Below are 18,685 nucleotides of genomic sequence, written 5' to 3' on the forward strand. Positions count from 1 at the left end.
GAGGCCGAGTGGAGGTTCTGCGCAGTGGGCAACCCGGCATGGATGCCGGGTTAGCCGCCCCCGGCCATGGATGGCCGATGGCGGCGGGCCCACGGAGCAGGACCGGAGCGAGGGCATGCCGAGCCACGGCGAGGCACCGAATGTCAGGGGCAAGAGCCCTTGGTTACTTGGGGCTTTTCCAAGTGACCCGCTGTAAGAGCGGAACCATAGGTGGCCGTTACCGCAGAAACGGATATGTACACCATCAAAAATCCATGCCGCCTGACACAAAGCCATCGCGAGCAAGCTCGCTCCCACAGGGATCTTCAGTGGCCATAAGTCCCGAGTAAAACCGGGGGACCAATGTGGGCCTGCCTGCGAAGACGGCCTGCCAGCCAACACATCACTTTCTGATACACCCCCCAGATACCTGTTCCCCCAATCCCACATGGTCCGTTTGAGGGATGTCCCCTGCGTTGTGCATTGCTTGAATGCGAGTGTAGGGGCGCTACACCCGCCCCGTTGCACGCGCGCCCCGGCGGATGGGGTGAACAAAGGAGAACAATAAAAATGCTCAACCAAGACCTGATTCGCCAGCGTCTGAGCCAACGTGCCCGCGAGTTGGTGCCGATCCTGCGTGAACGCGCCCTGAATGCCGCGCAAGCAGGCCAGTTGCCTGAAGAAACCCTGAAGGATTTCCAGGACGCCGGGTTCTTCCGCATCCTTCAGCCATCCCGTTGGGAAGGCTATGAACTGGAGCCCAAGGATTTCTTCGACGTACAGATGACCCTCGCCGAAGGCTGCATGTCCTCGGCCTGGGTGCTAGGGGTGGTGGCGATCCACAACTGGCAACTGGCGCTGTTCGATGACCGCGCGGCCCAGGATGTCTGGGGCAGCGACTCCAGCGTGCTGATCTCGTCTTCCTATATGCCGGTAGGCAAGGTCGAGCGGGTCGACGGTGGCTTCAAGTTGAGCGGCCGCTGGGGCTTTTCTTCCGGCAGCAAGCATTGCGACTGGGCGTTCCTCGGTGCGCTGGTGCCGCCGGCAGAGGCGGGCGGGGCGCCGGATTACCGGACGTTCCTGGTGCCGCGCAGCGACTACCAGATTATCGACAACTGGAACGTCATGGGCCTGGAAGCCACCGGTTCCCACGACATTCTGGTCGAGAACGCTTTCGTTCCAGAGTACCGCACTCATCGCTCCCTGGACGGTTTCATGCAGAACAGTCCGGGTAACGCGGTGAACACTGCACCGTTGTTCCGCCTGCCATTCGGGCAGATTTTCGTGCGTGCGGTTTCGTCGTCCGCTATCGGTGCCCTGCAAGGCGCGGTGGATCAGTTTGTCGAGCACAACCGCGCCCGGGTCGGGGTCAATGACGGTCGCAAAATGGTCCAGGACCCGGCCGCGCAAGCGGCTCTGGCCAATGCCATGGTCTGCGTCGACGAGTGCAAGACCGCGCTGCATCGCAACTTCGCCCTGATGCTGGAGCGTGCGCAAAAAGGCGAGCCGTTGAGCATGCCGGAGCGGGTGAAGATGCGTTACGACTCGGCGCTAGTGGCCGACAAGTGCGCCAAGGCCGTTGGCGACCTGATGTTCAACAGCGGTGCTTCGACGATCTTCCGCAGCCATCCGATCAACCGTGCGTTCCGCGACATTCACACCGGTCGCGCCCACGTCGCCAACAGCCCGGCCAAGTACGCCTGGAACCTGGGTGGCGTGAGCATGGGTCAGGACAGCAGCGACTTTTTCCTCTAACGCTGGCGTACAAATCGGCTAGTCCGTTTGCGTGATTCGAGCGCCCCGTCGATGCACGAGCATTGACGGTAAGGCGAAGGTCTACGGCGCCGACTGCGCATCCAAATAAGCACAAGGATCAACCATGAAATTTTCCCTGATTTACGAAGCACAGACGGTGGATTCCAGCCGTGAAGGCGACCGCAAGATTTTTGAAGACACCGTCGAACAAGCTGTGCTGGCCGACAAGCTGGGCTTCGACACCTTCTGGTGCGTGGAACACACCGCGCTGAGTAACTACTCGCACATGTCCGCGCCGGAAACCATGCTGGCGTTCGTTGCCGGTAAAACCGAACGCATCGGCATCGGCCACGGTGTGGTCTGCCTGCCGCCGGCGATGAACCACCCGGTGAAGGTCGCCGAGCGCATCGCCACCCTCGACCTGTTGTCCAAGGGCCGTGTGCACTTTGGCGTGGGCAAAGGCGGCACCCAGCAGGAAGCCGGCACCTTCGGCTACGACTTGGCGACCTTGCAGCCGCAGATCGACGAGATGATGTACCTGATCCCGAAAATGTTCGTGCAGGACGAGATCGAGCACAACGGCGACTTCGTGCAGATCCCCAAGCGCCCGATCCATCCAAAGCCTTACCAGGATCCGCACCCGCCGATGTACCTGGCGTGCACCAACACCGAGTCGCTGAAGAATGCCGGCGGTCGTGGCATGGGCGCTCTGGTGCTGGGCTTCGGTGGCCCGGAAGAAATCGCCAAGAAGGTCGAGGTGTATCACACGGCCTACGACAACCGCGATGAGAAGAAGCAAGTGGGCTTCCGTCCTAACCGCCACATTGCCGCGCTGTGCCCGGCCATCGTGCTGGATGACAACGAAGAAGCGCGCCGCATCGGTATCCGTGGTCAGCGTTACTTCATGGAATCCCTGGGCTACTGGTACGGCGGTGGTGAGCGTCCGGACCCGGAGAAGTGGAAAGACGACACCTTCGTCGACGGCAACGGCCAAAGCGTGATCAAGTCGCGCTTCGCCTCCGAAGAAGTCAGCGTCGACTTCTCCGACCCGACCATGGCGATGATGAACCCGAACCACGCCTACGGCACCGTCGAGGATTGCATCGGCTACGTGCAGCGCCTGATCGATGCCGGCGCCGACGAAATCCTGTTCATCTGCCAGATGGGCACCGTGCCGCAGTGGGCGCAGCTGGAGACCTTGAAGAACATTGGCGAGAAGGTGATTCCGCATTTTCGCAAGGCGTGATGCCCCGCTGTAGGAGCGAGCTTGCTCGCGATAAACCGAAGAGCGCCGCGTGGCGTCAGGCTTGCAGCGTTATCGTTGACGACCATCGCGAGCAGGCTCGCTCCTACAGGTGATCGCATTTCAGGCCTGGCATGGACGTCAGGCCACCTTTCCAACGGGTCCCCAAGGCCCGTTTTTTTATGCCTGCCAGATAAGATTGAACACCGCCTACCCCTTGTAGGAGCGAGCCTGCTCGCGATAAACCGGAGAACGCCGCGGGGTGTCAGGTTTTCTGCGTTATCGTTGACGACCATCGCGAGCAGGCTCGCTCCTACAGGTTATTGCGCTAGTTCGCGCCACCGATTTGGCCTTTGAATAGAGCCTGTTTAACGGCTGTCAGTGTTACTCGATGAAAGCTACAACGCCTTGCGTCGTTGCCTACAGGTACGCCAGAATTCGCCGGCTTGTGCGCCTTGGGGCCCCTCGGTAACTTGATTCGCATCACTGCTCATCAGTGATCGGGTTTAGCAGCTCGGGTATAACCTAAGTCGTACGACGCTTCTATCAGTCAGGTTTTGTGCCTGTATTTTGATGGTGGCTGTACGCAGGGCGCCCTTGGGCGCGCCGGCTTCTTAGGTTCCCCGGTCTGCTAACCTGCGTGCAGCTGCCACCCTCTTCGTTTAGCAGCAGGAGGTTGGCACATCATTAGGAACCTGAGATATGTTCAAGGTCACACCAAACCCGCCGGACACCGATCCAGCATCCCCGTACGAACCCGATTCAAAAAAACTCAACGAGGCCGCCGAGCGTGCCCTCGCTTACCACTTCCCCTCGACAGCCGACATCAAAGCCACCCCTCGAACAATCAGCACACTGTTTACCGTCGACCCTGAGGCCACGACCGAAACCCTGGTGGTCTATCTGGTCGAGACCCTGGCCTCGGTGGATGTGATGGTGCATCAACTGGTGGATCATCTGGAGGGCGGTGATCGCAATGCCCTGCTGGGTATTTCCAATAGCGTCATGCTGGCCGAAATCACCGCGAACCGCGTGCTCGATCAAATCGACCCGCCTGCATAAACCCGCAACACCACATCCCCCCTGTAGGAGTGAGCCTGCTCGCGATAGCGGTCTTACATTCAATATCAATGTTGACTGTAAGGCCCTCATCGCGAGCAGGCTCACTCCTACAGTTTTTAATGCGTGTACCCCGTCATTTCCGCTAGTCCCATTGGACGATGTTGCCCCTCCCCGAACCCGTTTGAATAGCTCCTACATATAGCCCCTACATAAAGTCTCCCCCGGCACCAGCCGAAGGGCGGCACGGCCTGAGTAAAACGAGGAGTGCATCCATGGATATCCGTGGTCTGGGTTACGTCACCCTGTTATCCAGCGACCTGGCGCAATGGCGCCACTACGCAAGCCAGGTGTTGGGCATGATGGTCAGCGGCGACGATGAGCTGCTGTACCTGAAAATGGACGAGCGTCATTACCGCATCCTGGTACAGAAGCACGCCGAGAACGGATTCGGTGCCTGCGGCTGGGAAGTCGCCGGCAAGGCGGCGCTGGAACAGGCTGTCAGCGAACTGCAACAGGCTGACGTGCAAGTGACCCGTGGCACCGCCGCTGAAGCGGAGCTGCGCAAGGTCCAGGAACTGGTGCACTTCAGCGACCCGGATGGCAATCGCCACGAACTGTTCTGGGGCCCGTTGCAGGACTTCGCCCGTTTCGTCTCGCCGGTGGGCGTCAAAGGTTTTGTCACCAACGACCTCGGCATGGGCCACGTCGTGCTGCCGGCGCCGGCCTTCGAACGCTGCCGCGACTTCTACGAACAGGTGATGGGCTTTGGCCTGTCGGACCTGATGAAAGTCCGCTTCACCCCGGACCCGGCCGAACCGCAAAAGCGCATTCACTTCCTGCACTGCAACAACGGCCGGCACCACTCGCTGGCGATTTTCGAGTGCCCGATGCCCCACGGTTGCGTGCACATGATGGTCGAGGTCAACGCGCTGGACGAAGTCGGCCGTGCGCTCGACCGCGTTCACGCCAACGGCGTGAAGCTGTCGGCCACCCTCGGCCAGCACACCAACGACCAGATGATTTCTTTCTATATCAAGACCCCGTCCGGGTTTGACCTGGAGTACGGCTGCGATGGCCTGGTGGTCGACTGGGACCGCCACACGCCGTTCGAAAGCACCGTGGTCAGCCACTGGGGCCACGACTTCAGTGTCGGTCGCCAATGAGGAACAAGACGATGGACAAGCAAATGACCACTGCCGAGATTGTCGGCCAACTGCGTGACGGCATGACCATCGGTATCGGTGGCTGGGGCCCGCGCCGCAAGCCGATGGCGCTGGTGCGCGAGATTCTGCGTTCGGACCTCAAGGACCTGACCGTGGTCGCCTACGGTGGCGCTGATGTCGGCATGCTCTGCGCGGCCGGCAAGATCAAGAAACTGGTGTTCGCCTTCGTTTCCCTGGACTTCATTCCGCTGGAGCCGTATTTCCGCAAGGCGCGCCAGGAAGCGGCGCTGGAAGTGATGGAAATCGACGAAGGTATGCTGCTGCTCGGTCTGCGGGCGGCGGCGATGAATGTGCCGTTCATTCCGACCGCCGTGGGTCTGGGCACCGATGTGCTACGCCACAACCGCCAGATCAAGTTGATTGCCTCGCCCTATGCCGATGGCAAGGACTGGGTGGCCATGCCGGCGCTCAAGCTCGACGCGGCGCTGGTCCACGTCGACCGCGCCGACAAACGCGGTGTGTGCCAGATCAGCGGTCCGGATCACTACATGGACGACCTGTTCGTGCGGGCCGCGACCCACAGCTACGTGACCTGCGATGAGTTGGTCGACAGCGAGTATTTCCATCAGGACAGCGCCCACGCCCATCAAGTGTTCTGGGAGCGCAACCTGACCACCGCCGTGGCCCACGTGCCGGGCGGGGCGCATCCGTCGTCCTGCGCACCGCTGTACGGTTTCGACGTCGCGCACTTCAAGGCCTACAACGCTACGGTCCAGGTGGCCGACGGCTGGCAGGGCTATGTCCGCGACTATGTCGACTGCACCCACGAACAGTATCTGGAAAAGGTCGGCGGCCTGGCTGCGATCCGTGAACTGCCGTTGCCGATTTTCTAAGGAGCCTTTCGATGAGCACTACTGATTACAGCCTCGCTGAGTTGATGATCTGCGCGGCCTCCGAAGCCTGGCGCGAAGACGGCGAGGTTCTGGCCTCCGGCATCGGCGTGATCCCGCGCCTGGCCGCTTCGCTGGCCATGCTGACCAGCAACCCGCAACTGCTGATGACCGACTCCGAAGCCTACATGGTTGCCGAACCGGTGCCGTTGGGCGCGCGCAAGGGCTACGAGCCCAAGCGCGACAGCTGGATGGGCTTCTCGCGGATTTTCGACAACGTCTGGGGTGGCAAGCGCCATGCCCTGGTCGGCCCGACCCAGATCGACCGCTTTGGCCAGGCGAACATTTCCTGCATCGGCGACTACGCCAAACCCAAGGCGCAGATGCTTGGCGTACGCGGTTTCCCCGGCAACTCGATCAGCCACGCCAACTCGTTTTGCGTGCCGAGCCATAACCGCCGAGTGTTCGTCGAAGGCGAGGTCGATATGGTCGCCTCGGTCGGCTACAACCCGGCTCGCCTGGCGCGGGGCTGGTCGCTGGACGACATTGACATCCGCCTGATCATCACCGACCTCTGCATCCTGGACTTCCAGGGCCCGCAGCGGCAGATGCGCATCCGTTCGCTGCACCCCGGCGTGACGGCGGCGCAAGTCCAGGACAACACCGGCTTCGAGCTGCACGTGCCGGACGATTGCCCGACCACGGCAGCACCGACGGCCGAGCAGTTGCAGCTGATTCAGCGTCTGGACCCGCACAACCTGCGCGCCCTGCAACTCAAAGACAACCCGCCAGGCCAACGCTGAGCAACGCGTTGCGGAGAAAAGTGATGGCTGAACATAACGATAACAATCAGGCCGAGGTGGTGCTGTACGAGGTGCGTGGCGCGGTGGCCCTGGTCACCATGAACCGCCCTGAGTTCCACAACGCGCAGAACTCGCAGATGACCTATGCGCTGGACGCGGCGTTTCGCCGGGCCTGCGATGACGATGAAGTGAAGGTCATTGTGCTGCGTGGCGCCGGCAAGCATTTCTCCGCCGGGCATGACATCGGTACCCCGGGTCGCGACGTCGACAAGACCTTCGACCGCGCCAGCCTGTGGTACGACCATGTGAACAAACCGGGTGGCGAGTTTCTCTATGCCCGGGAGCAGGAAGTCTATCTGGGCATGTGTCGCCGCTGGCGCGAGATGCCCAAGCCGACCATCGCGATGGTCCAGGGCGCGTGCATTGCCGGTGGCTTGATGCTGGCCTGGGTCTGCGACCTGATCGTCGCCAGCGAGGATGCTTACTTTGCCGATCCGGTGGTGCGCATGGGCATTCCGGGGGTGGAGTATTTCGCCCACGTGCATGAACTGAACCCACGCATCGCCAAGGAGTTCCTGTTCCTCGGCGAGCGAATGCCGGCACCGCGTGCCTATCAGATGGGCATGCTCAATCGGGTGGTTGCTCGCGACGAGCTGGAGCAACAAACCCTCGACATCGCCGGGCGCATCGCGCAGATGCCGCGCCTGGGCCTGCAGCTGAGCAAGCAAGCGGTGAACAACGCCGAAGATTTGATGGGCAAGCGCGCGACCATGGACATGGTGTTCGGCCTGCATCACTTCGCCCATGCCCACAATGAACTGGTGTCCGGCGACCGCCTCGGCGGTTACGACGCCAAGGCCATGGCCAGTTCCCAGCGCAAAACGGGCGAGGCGTGAACATGGCGATCTCGTTGAATACCCGTTTGACTGAACTGCTCGGTTGCCGCTACCCGATCATCCAGACCGCGATGGGCTGGGTCGCCGACCCGAAACTGGTGGCCGCCACGGGCAATGCCGGTGGTTTCGGTTTTCTCGCCGGGGCGACCATCGAACCGCAGCAGATGGAAGCGGCGATTATCGAAACCCGGCGCCTGACCGATCAGCCGTTTGGGGTGAATTTCCATATGTACCAAGCCAATGCCAGCGAGATCGTCGAGCTGGTGTTGCGCCATAAAGTCCGGGCGGTCAGCTACAGCCGTTCGCCGGGCAAGCAAATGATCAGCCGCCTGAAGGATGCCGGCGTGGTGTGCATTCCCACAGTGGGCGCGCTCAAGCATGCGCAGAAAGCCGTGGAAATGGGCGCCGATGCGGTGACCGTACAGGGCGGCGAGGGCGGGGGACATACCGGTTCCGTACCGACCTCGATGCTGCTTGATCAAGTGGTCAATGCCGTGTCGGTGCCCGTGGTGGCGGCCGGTGGTTTCAAGGACGGCAAGGGCCTGGTTTCGGCCTTGGCCTACGGTGCTGAAGGCATCGCCATGGGCACGCGGTTCCTGATGTGCGCCGACAGCCCGGTGCCGCAGGAAACACTGGCCCGTTACCTGGCGGTCAAGGACCCGGCGGCGATCATCATCAGCCGCGCCATCGACGGCATGCCGCAACGGATGATCCGCAACGAATTGCTCAATCAGCTGGAAAGCAGCGGCGGCCTCAAGCGCCTGTTGCTGGCCTTGCAGAGTGGCCTGGCCTACCGCCGCCACACCGGCATGAGCCTGACCCAGTTGTTCACCAGCGCGCTGAAGATGCGCGGCAGCGGAGAGTTGACCGCCGCGCAAAGCATCATGGCCGCCAACGCGCCGATGGTGATCCAGAAAGCCATGGTCGACGGGCAACCGGCCGCGGGCGTGTTGCCCGCCGGGCAGATCGCCGCATCCATCGACAGCTTGCCCAGCTGCGCCCAATTGATTGAACAGATCGTCCGCGACGCCGAAGCGCGCCTGGGCGAGCTGTGCCGCCGTGTGTCGTAAGGGGCCATGCATTGTGAAGGAAGGAAACCATGAAACCATTTAGCGTCAGCATCGATAACGGCATTGCCGAACTGGTCTTCAACCGACCACCGGTCAACGCCTTCAATTGCCAGGGCTGGGCCGATATCGCCAGCGAGATCGAGGGCCTGGGCCGCAACAACGACGTGCGGGTGATCGTGATCCGTGCCGAAGGTCGCGGCTTCTGCGCCGGGGTCGATATCAAGGAACTGGCCGCCGACGGCAATCTGATCGTTGCGGTGAACAAGGGCAACTACGACAGCTTCAAGGCCATCCACCGCAACCCGAAACCGGTGATCGTGGCCGTGCACGGCTTCGTGCTGGGCGGTGGCATCGGCATCTGCGGCGCCGCCGACATCATCGTCGCGTCCGAGTGCGCCACCTTCGGCGTGCCGGAAGTGGATCGCGGGGCCATGGGCGGCGGTGCGCATTTGCAGCGCCTGTTCCCGGTGCAGAAAGTCCGCCACATGTACTTCACCGGCGAGGCCATCGACGCCGCAGAAGCCTACCGCCTGGGCGCGGTGGAGCGGGTGGTCAAGCGCGAAGACTTGCGCGAAGCCGCGTTGCAGATCGCCCGCACCATCGCCGCCAAGAGCCCCGGCATGATCAGCCTGGCCAAGGAAGCGCTGAGCGGCATCGAAGACGGCAATCTGGAAGACAAATACCGCTGGGAGCAAGGCTTCACCCTCGAAGCCTATCGCTCACTGGACTCTCAGGAAGCACGCGACTCGTTCGTCGAGAAACGCGATGCCCGATTCAACGGCTGAAGGCATATCCATGGACCTGACTTATACCCCGGCCCAGCAGGCCTTTCGCGCCGAGGCGCGGACCTGGCTGGCGGCCAATGTACCGAGTGAACCGCTGCAATCGTTCGACACCGAGTCTGGCTTTGCCCAGCACCGGGCCTGGGAAGCCAAACTCAATGAAGGCCGTTGGGGCATGGTCACCTGGCCGACCGAACTCGGCGGGCGCGGCTGTGACCTGATCGAGTGGCTGATTTTCGAAGAGGAATACTACCGTTCCGGGGCACCAGCACGGGTCAACCAGAACGGCATCTTCCTGCTCGGCCCGACCCTGATGGAGTACGGCAGCGCAGAGCAGAAGGCGCGATTCCTGCCGCGCATGGCCACAGGCGAAGACATCTGGGCCCAGGCCTGGTCCGAGCCGGGTGCCGGTTCCGACATGGCGGCGATCCGTTCCAAGGCTGAACGGGTGGGTGACCACTACGTGATCAACGGCCAGAAAACCTGGTCGACCCGTGCGGTGTGGGCGGATTGGGCGTTCGGTATTTTCCGTACCGACTCGCAGTCCCAGCGACATCACGGCCTGACCTTCATCCTGCTGCCGCTGGACACGCCTGGCATCACCGTGCGGCCGATTCCGCAGCTCAACGGTTTGCCGGGTTTCGCCGAGATCTTCTTCGACGACGTCAAGGTGCCGGTGGAGAACGCCCTCGGTGGCGAAGGCATGGGCTGGCATGTGGCGATGTCCACCGCCGGTTTCGAGCGCGGCTTGTTGCTGCGTTCACCGGCGCGCTTCCAGGAAACCGCCAAGCGCCTGGTGCAGCTGTACCTGGCCAATCGTGAGCACGCCGACCGCGATCCGGCCATTGGTGAGGCCGTGATGCGCGCCTGGCTCGATGCCGAGGCCTACACCCTGAGCACCTACATGACTGCTTCGCAACTGGTGCAGGGCGGCAAGATCGGGCCGGAGTCGTCGACCAACAAGATCTTCTGGTCCGAACTTGACCAGCGCATGCACGACACCGCCATGAGCATTCTCGGCTTGCGTGGCGAACTGCTGCCCGATGCCCCGGCCGCCGGTGACGTCGGCCATTGGCTGGAAGGTTTCCTGTTTGCCCAGGCCGGGCCGATCTACGCCGGCACCAACGAGATCCAGCGCAACATCATTGCCGAACGCATGCTCGGCATGCCGCGTGCCTGAGGAATAGACCATGGACTTTAGTTTCAGCCGCGACCAACTGCTGTTTCAGGACAACGTCCGCAGCTTCTTGATCAACGAAGTCACTCCGGAACGCATTCGCGAACTGTGGCAGAGCGACAGCGGGCGCAGTGATCAGCTCTGGGCACAACTGGTGGAGCTGGGCCTGACCGCCCTGACCGTGCCCGAGGCGCAGGACGGCATGGGCATGAATGAGCTGGACTTCGTGCTGATTGCCCAGGAATGCGGTTACGCCGGGCTGCCCGAACCGCTGGTGGACACCATGTTGATCGGCGTGCCGTTGCTCGCCGCCCTGGATGAGCAACATGCGCCACTCAAACAAAAATGGCTGTCGCGAGTGGCCGAGGGCCGTGCGCGTCTCGCGGTTTCCGAGCCAGGTAACCCGCTGGTCAGCGATGCCCACGTTGCCGATCTACTGTTGCTGGCCAATGGTGACGAAGTGCATGCCCTGGAGCGTGATGCCGTGCGCTTGACCCGCAACGAGTCGGTTGATCCGAGCCGGCAGTTGTTCCAGGTCGAGTGGACGCCAACACCTGCCACGTGCGTCGCCAGCGGTGAGCAGGGCCGACGCCTGTGGGCGGCCGCGTTCAACCGTGGCGCCCTCGCCAGTGCTGCGCAATTGCTGGGGCTGGCCAAGCGCATGGTCGACCTGGCAGTGGACTACACCTTCGAGCGCAAGCAGTTCGGTAAACCGGTGGGCTCGTTCCAGGCGGTCAAGCACTTGATGGCCAACGTCGCGGTGCAGATCGAGTTCGCAAAAGGCCCGCTCTACCGTGCCGCTTATGCGCTGGCCGAGCAGCAACCGGGGCACGACGTGCTGGTGTCCCACGCCAAGCTGGCAACGGCGGAAGCGGCGATGCTTGCGGCGAAGAACACCATCCAGGCCCATGGCGCCATGGGTTACACCTGGGAAGTCGACCTGCATCTGTTCATGAAACGCGCCTGGGCGCTGGACAAGGTCTGGGGCGACCGTGGTCATCACAAGGGGCGGATACGCGCGGCCCTGTTTGACGGTAACCCAGAGCTGGGTGCGGGCAATACGTTCTAACCAGTCAGTAAGGGTGACGCCCCCCTTGTGGGAGCGAGCAAGCTCGCTCCCACAGGTTTTTCGGCGCTCTCAATACCAGATTTCAATTTTTTCACCGAGGTAGACCATGCCTGAAGCTTATATCGTCGACGCCCTGCGTACGCCTACCGGGCGGCGCAAGGGTGGTCTGAGCCAGATCCACGCCGCCGACCTGGGCGCCCATGTGTTGCGTGCGCTGGTCGAGCGCAACGCCATTCCCGACGAGGATTACGACGACGTGATTTTCGGCTGTGTCGACACCATCGGCCCGCTGGCCGGTGACATCGCCCGCACCAGTTGGCTGGCGGCCGGCCTGTCGCAATCGGTGCCGGGTACCACCATCGATCGCCAGTGCGGTTCGTCTCAGCAAGCGGTGCACTTCGCGGCGCAAGCAGTGATGAGCGGCACTCAGGACGTGGTCGTCGCCGGTGGCGTGCAGACCATGACCCAGATCCCGATTTCCTCGGCGATGATCGCCGCCGAGCCCTTGGGCTTCACCGATCCGTTCAGCGGTTCCGAAGGCTGGGTGCGGCGCTATGGCGCGCAACCGCCAACGCAGTTCCGTTCGGCGCAGATGATCGCGGAAAAGTGGGACCTGTCCCGGGCCCAGCTTGAAGCCTATTCGCTTGAGTCCCATCGACGTGCCTTGCAGGCCATCGAGCAAGGCCGCTTCAATCGCGAAATCGTGCCACTGGCCGGCGTGCTGCATGACGAAACGCCACGCCAGACCAGCCTGGAAAAAATGGCCGAGCTGGAAGTCCTGTTCGGCTGCGACCGGGTGACCGCCGCGGTGTCGAGCCAGACCTGTGACGCGGCCAGCGCGATGCTGATTGTCTCGGAGGCGGCGCTCAAGCGTTACGGCCTGACGCCACGGGCACGCATCCATCACCTGAGCGTGCGCGCCGAAGACCCTATCTGGATGCTCACCGCGCCGATCCCGGCCACCGCCTACGCACTCAAGCGTGCCGGGATGAAGCTGGAAGATATCGACCGGGTGGAGATCAACGAAGCCTTCGCGTCGGTGGCCATGGCCTGGTTGAAAGAGACCGGTTATCCCCATGAACAGACCAACGTCAACGGCGGCGCGATTGCCCTCGGTCATCCATTGGGCGCCACCGGCACCCGCTTGATGTGCACCTTGCTGCATGAACTGGAACGCAGCGGCGGTCGCTTCGGCATGCAGACCATGTGCGAAGGCGGCGGCCAGGCCAACGTAACGATCATCGAACGCTTGTAAACCAGGATGCACACCGATCCTGTAGGAGCGAGCCTGCTCGCGAAGACGTAGTGTCAGCTACATCAATGTTGGCTGACCCACCACTATCGCGAGCAGGTTCGCTCCTACAGGGATTGTGTTGACCCGTGATGAATTTGAAGGATGTAGAACATGAAGATCTGTGAAAACCGTGTGGTGATCATCACCGGTGCCGGCGGTGGCCTGGGCCGCTCCTACGCGCTGGCCTTCGCTGCCGAAGGCGCGAAAGTGGTGGTCAACGACATCAACCGCGAAGCGGCGCTGGCCGTGGTCGGTGAAATCCTCGGCCTGGGCGGCAGTGCCGTGGCCAACAGCGACGACATCACCCGCTATGACTCGGCGGGGCTGATCGTGCGCCAGGCCATCGAAACCTTCGGCGACCTGAACGTGGTGGTCAACAACGCCGGCATCTGCCGCGACCGCATGTTCGCCAGCCTCAGCGAAGCCGACTGGGACGCCGTGGTAGCCGTGCACCTCAAAGGCCACTTCTGCATTTCCAGTCACGCCGTGAAGTACTGGCGCGAGCAGGCCAAGGGTGGCGCCAAGGTCGATGCGCGGATCATCAACACCAGTTCCGGCGCCGGTTTGCAGGGCTCCATTGGCCAGTCCAACTACGCGGCGGCCAAGGGCGGTATTGCCTCGCTGACGCTGGTGCAGGCGGCTGAACTGCGCCGCTACGGGATCACCGCCAACGCCTTGGCCCCGGCCGCTCGCACCGGGATGACCGAGCAAGTGTTCGCCGACACCATGAAAAAACCGGAAGAAGGCTTCGATTACTTCGCCCCGGAAAACGTCGCGCCGTTGGTGGTGTGGCTCGGCTCCGAGGCTTCCGCCGAGGTGACCGGGCAGATGTTCGAGGTCGAGGGCGGCAAGTTGTCCATCGCCGACGGCTGGCGCCGTGGTCCGCAACTGGATCGCCAGGGCCGTTGGGCGGTCGGCGAGATGGGCGACGCCGTTGCACAGTTGGTGGCTCAGGCCGTTCCGGCGGCCAAAGTGTACGGCAGCTGAAAAAGTCCGGTCTCGGGAGGGCGGCGCGCGGCTATAATCGGCCGACGTTTCCCTCTGTCACCACACGAGACCTGCCATGACCATTTCCCTGTACGACGCTTCCGTGCCTGTTTTCCAGCAAATGCTCAACGCTCTGAGCGATGTACTGAAAAAAGCCGAAGCTCACGCCACCGAAAAAAACATCGACCCTAACGCCTTCCTGCAAGCGCGCCTGTTCCCGGACATGTTCCCGCTGGTGCGTCAGGTGCAGATCGCCGTTGATTTCAGCAAGGGCGTTACCGGTCGCCTGGCCGAAGTCGAATTGCCGAAGTACGACGACACAGAAACCACCTTCGCGGATTTGCAAGCGCTGATCGCCAAGGCCCTGGCTTTCATCGGCAGCATTACGCCTGCGCAGATCAACGGCAAGGAAGGCATCGAGATCGTCACCCGTCCGGGCACGCCTAAAGAGAAGCGCTTCAGCGGCCAGTCCTACCTGCTGACCTACGGCCTGCCGCAGTTCTTCTTCCACGTCACCACCACTTACGCACTGCTGCGCCACAACGGCGTGGAAGTGGGCAAGCGCGACTACATGGGCGCGTTCTAAACCGTCCAGGTACAAAAAAGCCCCCGCAACCTCAGGTTGCGGGGGCTTTTTCATGTGTACGCATTTATCAGCTACACCACGGTTCCTGTAGGAGTGAGCCTGCTCGCGATGGCGGAGTATCAGGCGACATCTATGTTGAATGATTAAACGCTATCGCGAGCAGGCTCACTCCTACAAGGATTTGTGTCAGGCCAGGCGTTCTGCTTTTGCCTCTTCACCCAGGCAAGCCGCCGCGGTGAACAGCACATCGGTGGAGGAGTTCAGCGCGGTTTCCGCCGAGTCCTGCAACACGCCAATGATGAAGCCGACCGCGACCACCTGCATGGCGATTTCGCTCGGGATGCCGAACAGGCTGCAGGCCAGTGGAATCAGCAACAGCGAACCACCGGCCACACCCGAAGCACCGCAGGCGCAGATTGCCGCGACGACGCTCAGCAGGATCGCGGTGGGAATGTCCACGGCGATGCCCAGCGTGTGCACGGCCGCCAGGGTCAGCACGGTGATGGTGATTGCCGCGCCGGCCATGTTGATGGTCGCGCCCAGCGGGATCGATACCGAGTAGGTGTCTTCGTGCAGGCCCAGTCGCTTGCTCAACTCCAGGTTGACCGGAATGTTCGCCGCCGAACTACGGGTGAAGAACGCCGTGATGCCGCTTTCGCGCAGGCAGGTCAGCACCAGCGGGTACGGGTTGCGACGCAGTTTCCAGAACACGATGAGCGGGTTCATCACCAGCGCCACGAACAGCATGCAGCCCAGCAGCACAGCCAGCAGGTGCGCATAGCCGATCAAGGCGCCGAAACCGGAAGTGGCCAGGGTCGATGCCACCAGGCCGAAGATGCCCAGCGGGGCGAAGCTGATCACCAGACGCACGATCACCGTCACGCCGTTGGACAGGTCGCCCAGCACTTCACGGGTGGTGTCGCCGGCGTGGCGGATGGCAATGCCCATACCGATGGCCCACGCCAGGATGCCGATGAAATTGGCGTTCATCAGGGCACTGACCGGATTATCGACCACGCTCAGCAACAGGCTTTGCAACACTTCGCCAATCCCGCCTGGCGCAGTCACCGCGACGTCCTGGGTCGACAGCACCAGGCTCGACGGGAACGTCATGCTGGCAACCACCGCGACCACGGCCGCGGCGAAAGTGCCCAGCAGATACAAGAACAGAATCGGCCGGATGTGGGTTTCTTGACCGTGTTTGTGGTTGGCAATCGACGCCATGACCAGCACGAACACCAGAATCGGCGCGACGGCTTTCAGCGCCGAGACAAACACTTTGCCGATGAACGCCGTGGACTTCGCCAGGTCGGGGGCAATCAGCGCCAGGGCAATACCGGCGATCAGGCCAATCACGATCTGTGTGACCAGGCTCAAGCGTTTAAGGCGTTGCAATAGAGAAGGGGATGAAGCAGTCATAAAACGGCATCTCTGGTTTTTTATAAGTGCATGGTTTCGCCGCAGTTGCAGCAACAAGCAGGGCAGGCCGCAGGCGGGAAACCGAGAGGGGAACACGGGGCTAATGCCAGCGCTGATTCCTGTGGCGAGGGAGCAAGCTCCCTCGCCACAAAGGGCGCGGACTTTATCACAGCGTAGGAGCTATCTTTCAGACCTGTGACGAACTGCCACCCTGGCATTCAACGAGATAGGCAGGTTCGAGCAACCGCATCCGAAAACACTCTGTTAAGATTCGCCATCCTCATTTTCATGTCTGCCAGTGGGCCTTCGGGCTATCGCTGGTGTTTTCGTTTTCTGGAGTTTTGCATGCTGTTGCCCATTCTTCTGTTGTCCGCCGCCGGCTTCACGGTGCTGACCACGGAATTCATCATCGTTGGCCTGTTGCCAGCTATCGCCCGGGACCTGGAGGTCAGCATCCCGCAGGCCGGTTTGCTGGTGACCCTGTTTGCTTTCACCGTGGCCGCGTTCGGGCCGTTCCTGACGGCGTATTTCGCTCGCTTCGAGCGCCGCAAGCTGTTCATCTCGGTGCTGATCATGTTCGGCCTGGCCAACACGCTCGCGGCGCTGGCGCCGAATATCTGGGTGATGGCGTTTGCCCGCTTGATCCCGGCGCTGGGGCTGCCGGTGTTCTGGGCCTTGGCCAGCGAAACGGCGGTGGACATCGTCGGGCCGGATTACGCCGGTCGCGCCATCGCCAAGATCGGCTTCGGCATCGTTTGCGCTACGGTATTCGGCATTCCCGTGGGCACGCTGATTTCCGATGCGTTTGGCTGGCGCAGTGCCTTCGCGATTCTGGCGGTCATCGCCTTTGCCAAGGCGTTGCTGCTGTTTATCTATCTGCCCAAGACCGACCTGCACCAGCATCAGGTGAGCTTTCGCTCGCAGTTCAAGATCCTGCGCAGCCCGCTGATGCTCGGTCACGTGCTGCTGTCAGTGATTGTGTTCAGCGGCATGTTCACCGCGTACACCTATCTGGCGGACATCCTTGAACGACTGGCCGGGTTCAACGGCACCGTGGTTGGCTGGTGCCTGTTGGGCTTCGGCGCGGTCGGGCTGATCGGTAACTCCCTGGGTGGCCGGGCGGTGGATCGTCATCCGCTGATGGCGTCGATGATGTTCTGTGCATTCATGATTGCCGGCCTGGTGGCGCTGGTGCCGAACATCCATTCGCCGCTCGGTCTGGCGGCGGCGATGGGCATCTGGGGCGTGACCCAGGCGGCGTTGTTCCTGGTCAGCCATGTGCGCCTGATGAAAGCTGCGCCCGAAGCCCCGGCGTTTGCCGCGTCGTTGAACATCGCCGGGGGCAACCTCGGTATCGGTCTGGGCGCGATAATCGGTGGTCGGGTGATCGACAGTGTTGGCCTGCAAGGCCTTGGCTTTGCAGCTGCCGCTTTCATTCTGGCTTCGATCCTGCTGGCCATCGCCCTGATGACGTTCAAGCCGCGCGAAGAGGTTACAGCGCTGTAAACAGCTCGCGTCGGGCACCTTCGGTAATGGCGACAATGCCGGGGTGCTTGACCTTGCGTTCCACTGAGATGGCATAGAACGACTCGCTCACCGCGTCGGTCTGGCCAATCACCTCCACGCCATACTGGCGTTGCACTTCATCGGCAATCACGCTCGGGCCAATGAAGATTCCGCTGCCGGATTGGCCGAAGGCCTGCATCAGGGCGCTGTCGTCGAACTCACCGACAATTTTTGGCTGGATCTGCTGCTCGGCGAACCAGCGTTGCAAGCGGCTGCGCACCACGGTTTCCTGCCCGGGAATCAACAGCGGCGCACCGTGCAGGTTGCGCGGAAAGTCGTGGCCATAACGTGCCGCCAGTTCCGGGGTGGCGAAGAAGCTGATCCCGCACTCACCGAGTTTCTGGCTGTAGCCCTTGATGTCCAGGTGCGACGGCATCGGGCTGTCGGAGATCACCAGGTCCAGGCGCTGGATCGCCAGGTCGGCCAACAAACGTTCAAGCTTGTCTTCGCGGCACGTGATGCGTAGCGGTTCGCTCAGTTCCATGGTCGGTGCAATCAGGCGATAGACGATGGACTTGGGCACCACGTCGGCCACGCCGACGCGAAACAGGATCTGCTGTTCATTGGGTTGTGCCCGCAGCATCAGTTCCAGTTCGCCACCGAGCTGGAACATTTGTTCAGCGTAGGGCAGGGCCTGGCGGCCGGCCTCGGTCAGTTCGAGTTGCCGTCCGACGCGCCGGAACAATTCAATGCCAAAGGTCTGTTCCAGTAATGAAATCTGCCCGCTGATGGTTTGTGGCGTGAGATTGAGCTGCTCGCAGGCACGCACGATGCTGCCGGTCTTGGCCACCACCCAGAAGTAATGCAATTGCCGATAGTTGAGCATGGCGTCTAACACTTCGTAAAAAACGAAGTATAACCGCTGAAAATACGAATTTTCCTGAAGTATTCGTTTCCCTAGAATGCATCGCTATCAACGGGCCATCGTTTAGGTCCCGTTCGTT

General features: G+C 61.9%; 17 protein-coding genes and 1 pseudogene. 15 read left to right on the plus strand and 3 right to left on the minus strand.

Features of this window, described 5'->3' with window-relative positions; all coding sequences use genetic code 11:
- Window positions 1-549: 549 nt before the first annotated feature.
- Both KGA96_RS25465 and KGA96_RS25470 read left to right on the plus strand, forming a co-directional pair.
- Entirely contained in the window at window positions 550-1,734 is a 1,185-nt protein-coding gene (locus tag KGA96_RS25465) for a flavin-dependent monooxygenase (protein WP_046043084.1), read from the plus strand.
- Between the two features lie 124 nt (window positions 1,735-1,858).
- Entirely contained in the window at window positions 1,859-2,980 is a 1,122-nt protein-coding gene (locus KGA96_RS25470) for an LLM class flavin-dependent oxidoreductase (protein WP_046043082.1), read from the plus strand.
- An 8-nt stretch (window positions 2,981-2,988) separates the two neighbouring features.
- Here the strand turns inward: KGA96_RS25470 and KGA96_RS25475 are convergent.
- Window positions 2,989-3,099 (minus strand): annotated as a pseudogene (locus KGA96_RS25475) (outer membrane lipoprotein carrier protein LolA); the annotation flags it as partial.
- A gap of 580 nt (window positions 3,100-3,679) precedes the next feature.
- Here KGA96_RS25475 and KGA96_RS25480 point away from each other — a divergent pair.
- The 12 genes from KGA96_RS25480 (at window position 3,680) to KGA96_RS25535 (ending at window position 14,756) form a co-directional block, all read left to right on the plus strand.
- On the plus strand, window positions 3,680-4,039 hold the full coding sequence (locus tag KGA96_RS25480; RefSeq protein WP_046043080.1) for a DUF6124 family protein: 360 nt from the start codon (window positions 3,680-3,682) through the stop codon (window positions 4,037-4,039).
- Between the two features lie 272 nt (window positions 4,040-4,311).
- Window positions 4,312-5,202, plus strand: a complete 891-nt coding sequence (locus tag KGA96_RS25485; protein ID WP_046043078.1) for a VOC family protein — start codon at window positions 4,312-4,314, stop codon at window positions 5,200-5,202.
- Window positions 5,203-5,213: 11 nt separating this feature from the next.
- Window positions 5,214-6,095: a CoA transferase subunit A gene (locus tag KGA96_RS25490; RefSeq protein WP_102672752.1), complete on the plus strand. Its 882-nt coding sequence runs from the start codon at window positions 5,214-5,216 to the stop codon at window positions 6,093-6,095.
- 11 nt (window positions 6,096-6,106) lie between these two features.
- The gene (locus KGA96_RS25495; RefSeq protein ID WP_046043074.1) at window positions 6,107-6,895 is read left to right on the plus strand and encodes a CoA-transferase subunit beta; all 789 of its coding nucleotides are present in this window, start codon (window positions 6,107-6,109) and stop codon (window positions 6,893-6,895) included.
- A gap of 23 nt (window positions 6,896-6,918) precedes the next feature.
- Window positions 6,919-7,791: an enoyl-CoA hydratase gene (locus KGA96_RS25500; RefSeq protein WP_046043072.1), complete on the plus strand. Its 873-nt coding sequence runs from the start codon at window positions 6,919-6,921 to the stop codon at window positions 7,789-7,791.
- Window positions 7,792-7,793: 2 nt separating this feature from the next.
- Window positions 7,794-8,861, plus strand: coding sequence for an NAD(P)H-dependent flavin oxidoreductase (locus tag KGA96_RS25505; protein WP_223515321.1), 1,068 nt, complete (start codon window positions 7,794-7,796; stop codon window positions 8,859-8,861).
- A gap of 29 nt (window positions 8,862-8,890) precedes the next feature.
- A complete protein-coding gene (locus tag KGA96_RS25510; protein ID WP_223515324.1) occupies window positions 8,891-9,646 on the plus strand; it encodes an enoyl-CoA hydratase family protein in 756 nt (251 codons plus the stop codon).
- 10 nt (window positions 9,647-9,656) lie between these two features.
- Window positions 9,657-10,823: an acyl-CoA dehydrogenase family protein gene (locus KGA96_RS25515; RefSeq protein ID WP_046043068.1), complete on the plus strand. Its 1,167-nt coding sequence runs from the start codon at window positions 9,657-9,659 to the stop codon at window positions 10,821-10,823.
- Between the two features lie 10 nt (window positions 10,824-10,833).
- A complete protein-coding gene (locus KGA96_RS25520; RefSeq protein ID WP_223515327.1) occupies window positions 10,834-11,889 on the plus strand; it encodes an acyl-CoA dehydrogenase family protein in 1,056 nt (351 codons plus the stop codon).
- A gap of 106 nt (window positions 11,890-11,995) precedes the next feature.
- On the plus strand, window positions 11,996-13,144 hold the full coding sequence (locus tag KGA96_RS25525) for an acetyl-CoA C-acetyltransferase (protein WP_223465923.1): 1,149 nt from the start codon (window positions 11,996-11,998) through the stop codon (window positions 13,142-13,144).
- Between the two features lie 150 nt (window positions 13,145-13,294).
- Window positions 13,295-14,170 (plus strand): SDR family oxidoreductase, encoded by an 876-nt coding sequence (locus KGA96_RS25530; protein WP_046043064.1) that lies wholly within the window; start codon window positions 13,295-13,297, stop codon window positions 14,168-14,170.
- 76 nt (window positions 14,171-14,246) lie between these two features.
- A complete protein-coding gene (locus KGA96_RS25535) occupies window positions 14,247-14,756 on the plus strand; it encodes a DUF1993 family protein (protein WP_046043063.1) in 510 nt (169 codons plus the stop codon).
- A gap of 186 nt (window positions 14,757-14,942) precedes the next feature.
- Here KGA96_RS25535 and sstT read toward each other — a convergent pair whose 3' ends face one another.
- Complete coding sequence (sstT, locus tag KGA96_RS25540; RefSeq protein ID WP_046043062.1) at window positions 14,943-16,175, minus strand: serine/threonine transporter SstT; 1,233 nt, start codon at window positions 16,173-16,175, stop codon at window positions 14,943-14,945.
- A 345-nt stretch (window positions 16,176-16,520) separates the two neighbouring features.
- Between sstT and KGA96_RS25545 the strand changes: the two genes are divergently transcribed.
- Window positions 16,521-17,681 (plus strand): MFS transporter, encoded by a 1,161-nt coding sequence (locus KGA96_RS25545; RefSeq protein ID WP_223515330.1) that lies wholly within the window; start codon window positions 16,521-16,523, stop codon window positions 17,679-17,681.
- Here KGA96_RS25545 and nhaR read toward each other — a convergent pair.
- Entirely contained in the window at window positions 17,668-18,567 is a 900-nt protein-coding gene (gene nhaR / locus KGA96_RS25550) for a transcriptional activator NhaR (protein WP_223515333.1), read from the minus strand. The genes KGA96_RS25545 and nhaR overlap by 14 nt on opposite strands.
- Window positions 18,568-18,685: the final 118 nt, after the last annotated feature.

The sequence above is a fragment of the Pseudomonas sp. GL-R-26 genome (assembly GCF_019947365.1).
GTDB lineage: Bacteria > Pseudomonadota > Gammaproteobacteria > Pseudomonadales > Pseudomonadaceae > Aquipseudomonas.

What these genes read in the sequence shown, in the direction of transcription:
- KGA96_RS25465 (WP_046043084.1), top strand. Translation starts at nt 550, where the DNA reads ATGCTCAACCAAGACCTGATTCGCCAGCGTCTGAGCCAACGTGCCCGC.
- KGA96_RS25470 (WP_046043082.1), top strand. Translation starts at nt 1,859, where the DNA reads ATGAAATTTTCCCTGATTTACGAAGCACAGACGGTGGATTCCAGCCGT.
- KGA96_RS25480 (WP_046043080.1), top strand. Translation starts at nt 3,680, where the DNA reads ATGTTCAAGGTCACACCAAACCCGCCGGACACCGATCCAGCATCCCCG.
- KGA96_RS25485 (WP_046043078.1), top strand. Translation starts at nt 4,312, where the DNA reads ATGGATATCCGTGGTCTGGGTTACGTCACCCTGTTATCCAGCGACCTG.
- KGA96_RS25490 (WP_102672752.1), top strand. Translation starts at nt 5,214, where the DNA reads ATGGACAAGCAAATGACCACTGCCGAGATTGTCGGCCAACTGCGTGAC.
- KGA96_RS25495 (WP_046043074.1), top strand. Translation starts at nt 6,107, where the DNA reads ATGAGCACTACTGATTACAGCCTCGCTGAGTTGATGATCTGCGCGGCC.
- KGA96_RS25500 (WP_046043072.1), top strand. Translation starts at nt 6,919, where the DNA reads ATGGCTGAACATAACGATAACAATCAGGCCGAGGTGGTGCTGTACGAG.
- KGA96_RS25505 (WP_223515321.1), top strand. Translation starts at nt 7,794, where the DNA reads ATGGCGATCTCGTTGAATACCCGTTTGACTGAACTGCTCGGTTGCCGC.
- KGA96_RS25510 (WP_223515324.1), top strand. Translation starts at nt 8,891, where the DNA reads ATGAAACCATTTAGCGTCAGCATCGATAACGGCATTGCCGAACTGGTC.
- KGA96_RS25515 (WP_046043068.1), top strand. Translation starts at nt 9,657, where the DNA reads ATGGACCTGACTTATACCCCGGCCCAGCAGGCCTTTCGCGCCGAGGCG.
- KGA96_RS25520 (WP_223515327.1), top strand. Translation starts at nt 10,834, where the DNA reads ATGGACTTTAGTTTCAGCCGCGACCAACTGCTGTTTCAGGACAACGTC.
- KGA96_RS25525 (WP_223465923.1), top strand. Translation starts at nt 11,996, where the DNA reads ATGCCTGAAGCTTATATCGTCGACGCCCTGCGTACGCCTACCGGGCGG.
- KGA96_RS25530 (WP_046043064.1), top strand. Translation starts at nt 13,295, where the DNA reads ATGAAGATCTGTGAAAACCGTGTGGTGATCATCACCGGTGCCGGCGGT.
- KGA96_RS25535 (WP_046043063.1), top strand. Translation starts at nt 14,247, where the DNA reads ATGACCATTTCCCTGTACGACGCTTCCGTGCCTGTTTTCCAGCAAATG.
- sstT (WP_046043062.1), bottom strand. Translation starts at nt 16,175, where the DNA reads ATGACTGCTTCATCCCCTTCTCTATTGCAACGCCTTAAACGCTTGAGC.
- KGA96_RS25545 (WP_223515330.1), top strand. Translation starts at nt 16,521, where the DNA reads ATGCTGTTGCCCATTCTTCTGTTGTCCGCCGCCGGCTTCACGGTGCTG.
- nhaR (WP_223515333.1), bottom strand. Translation starts at nt 18,567, where the DNA reads ATGCTCAACTATCGGCAATTGCATTACTTCTGGGTGGTGGCCAAGACC.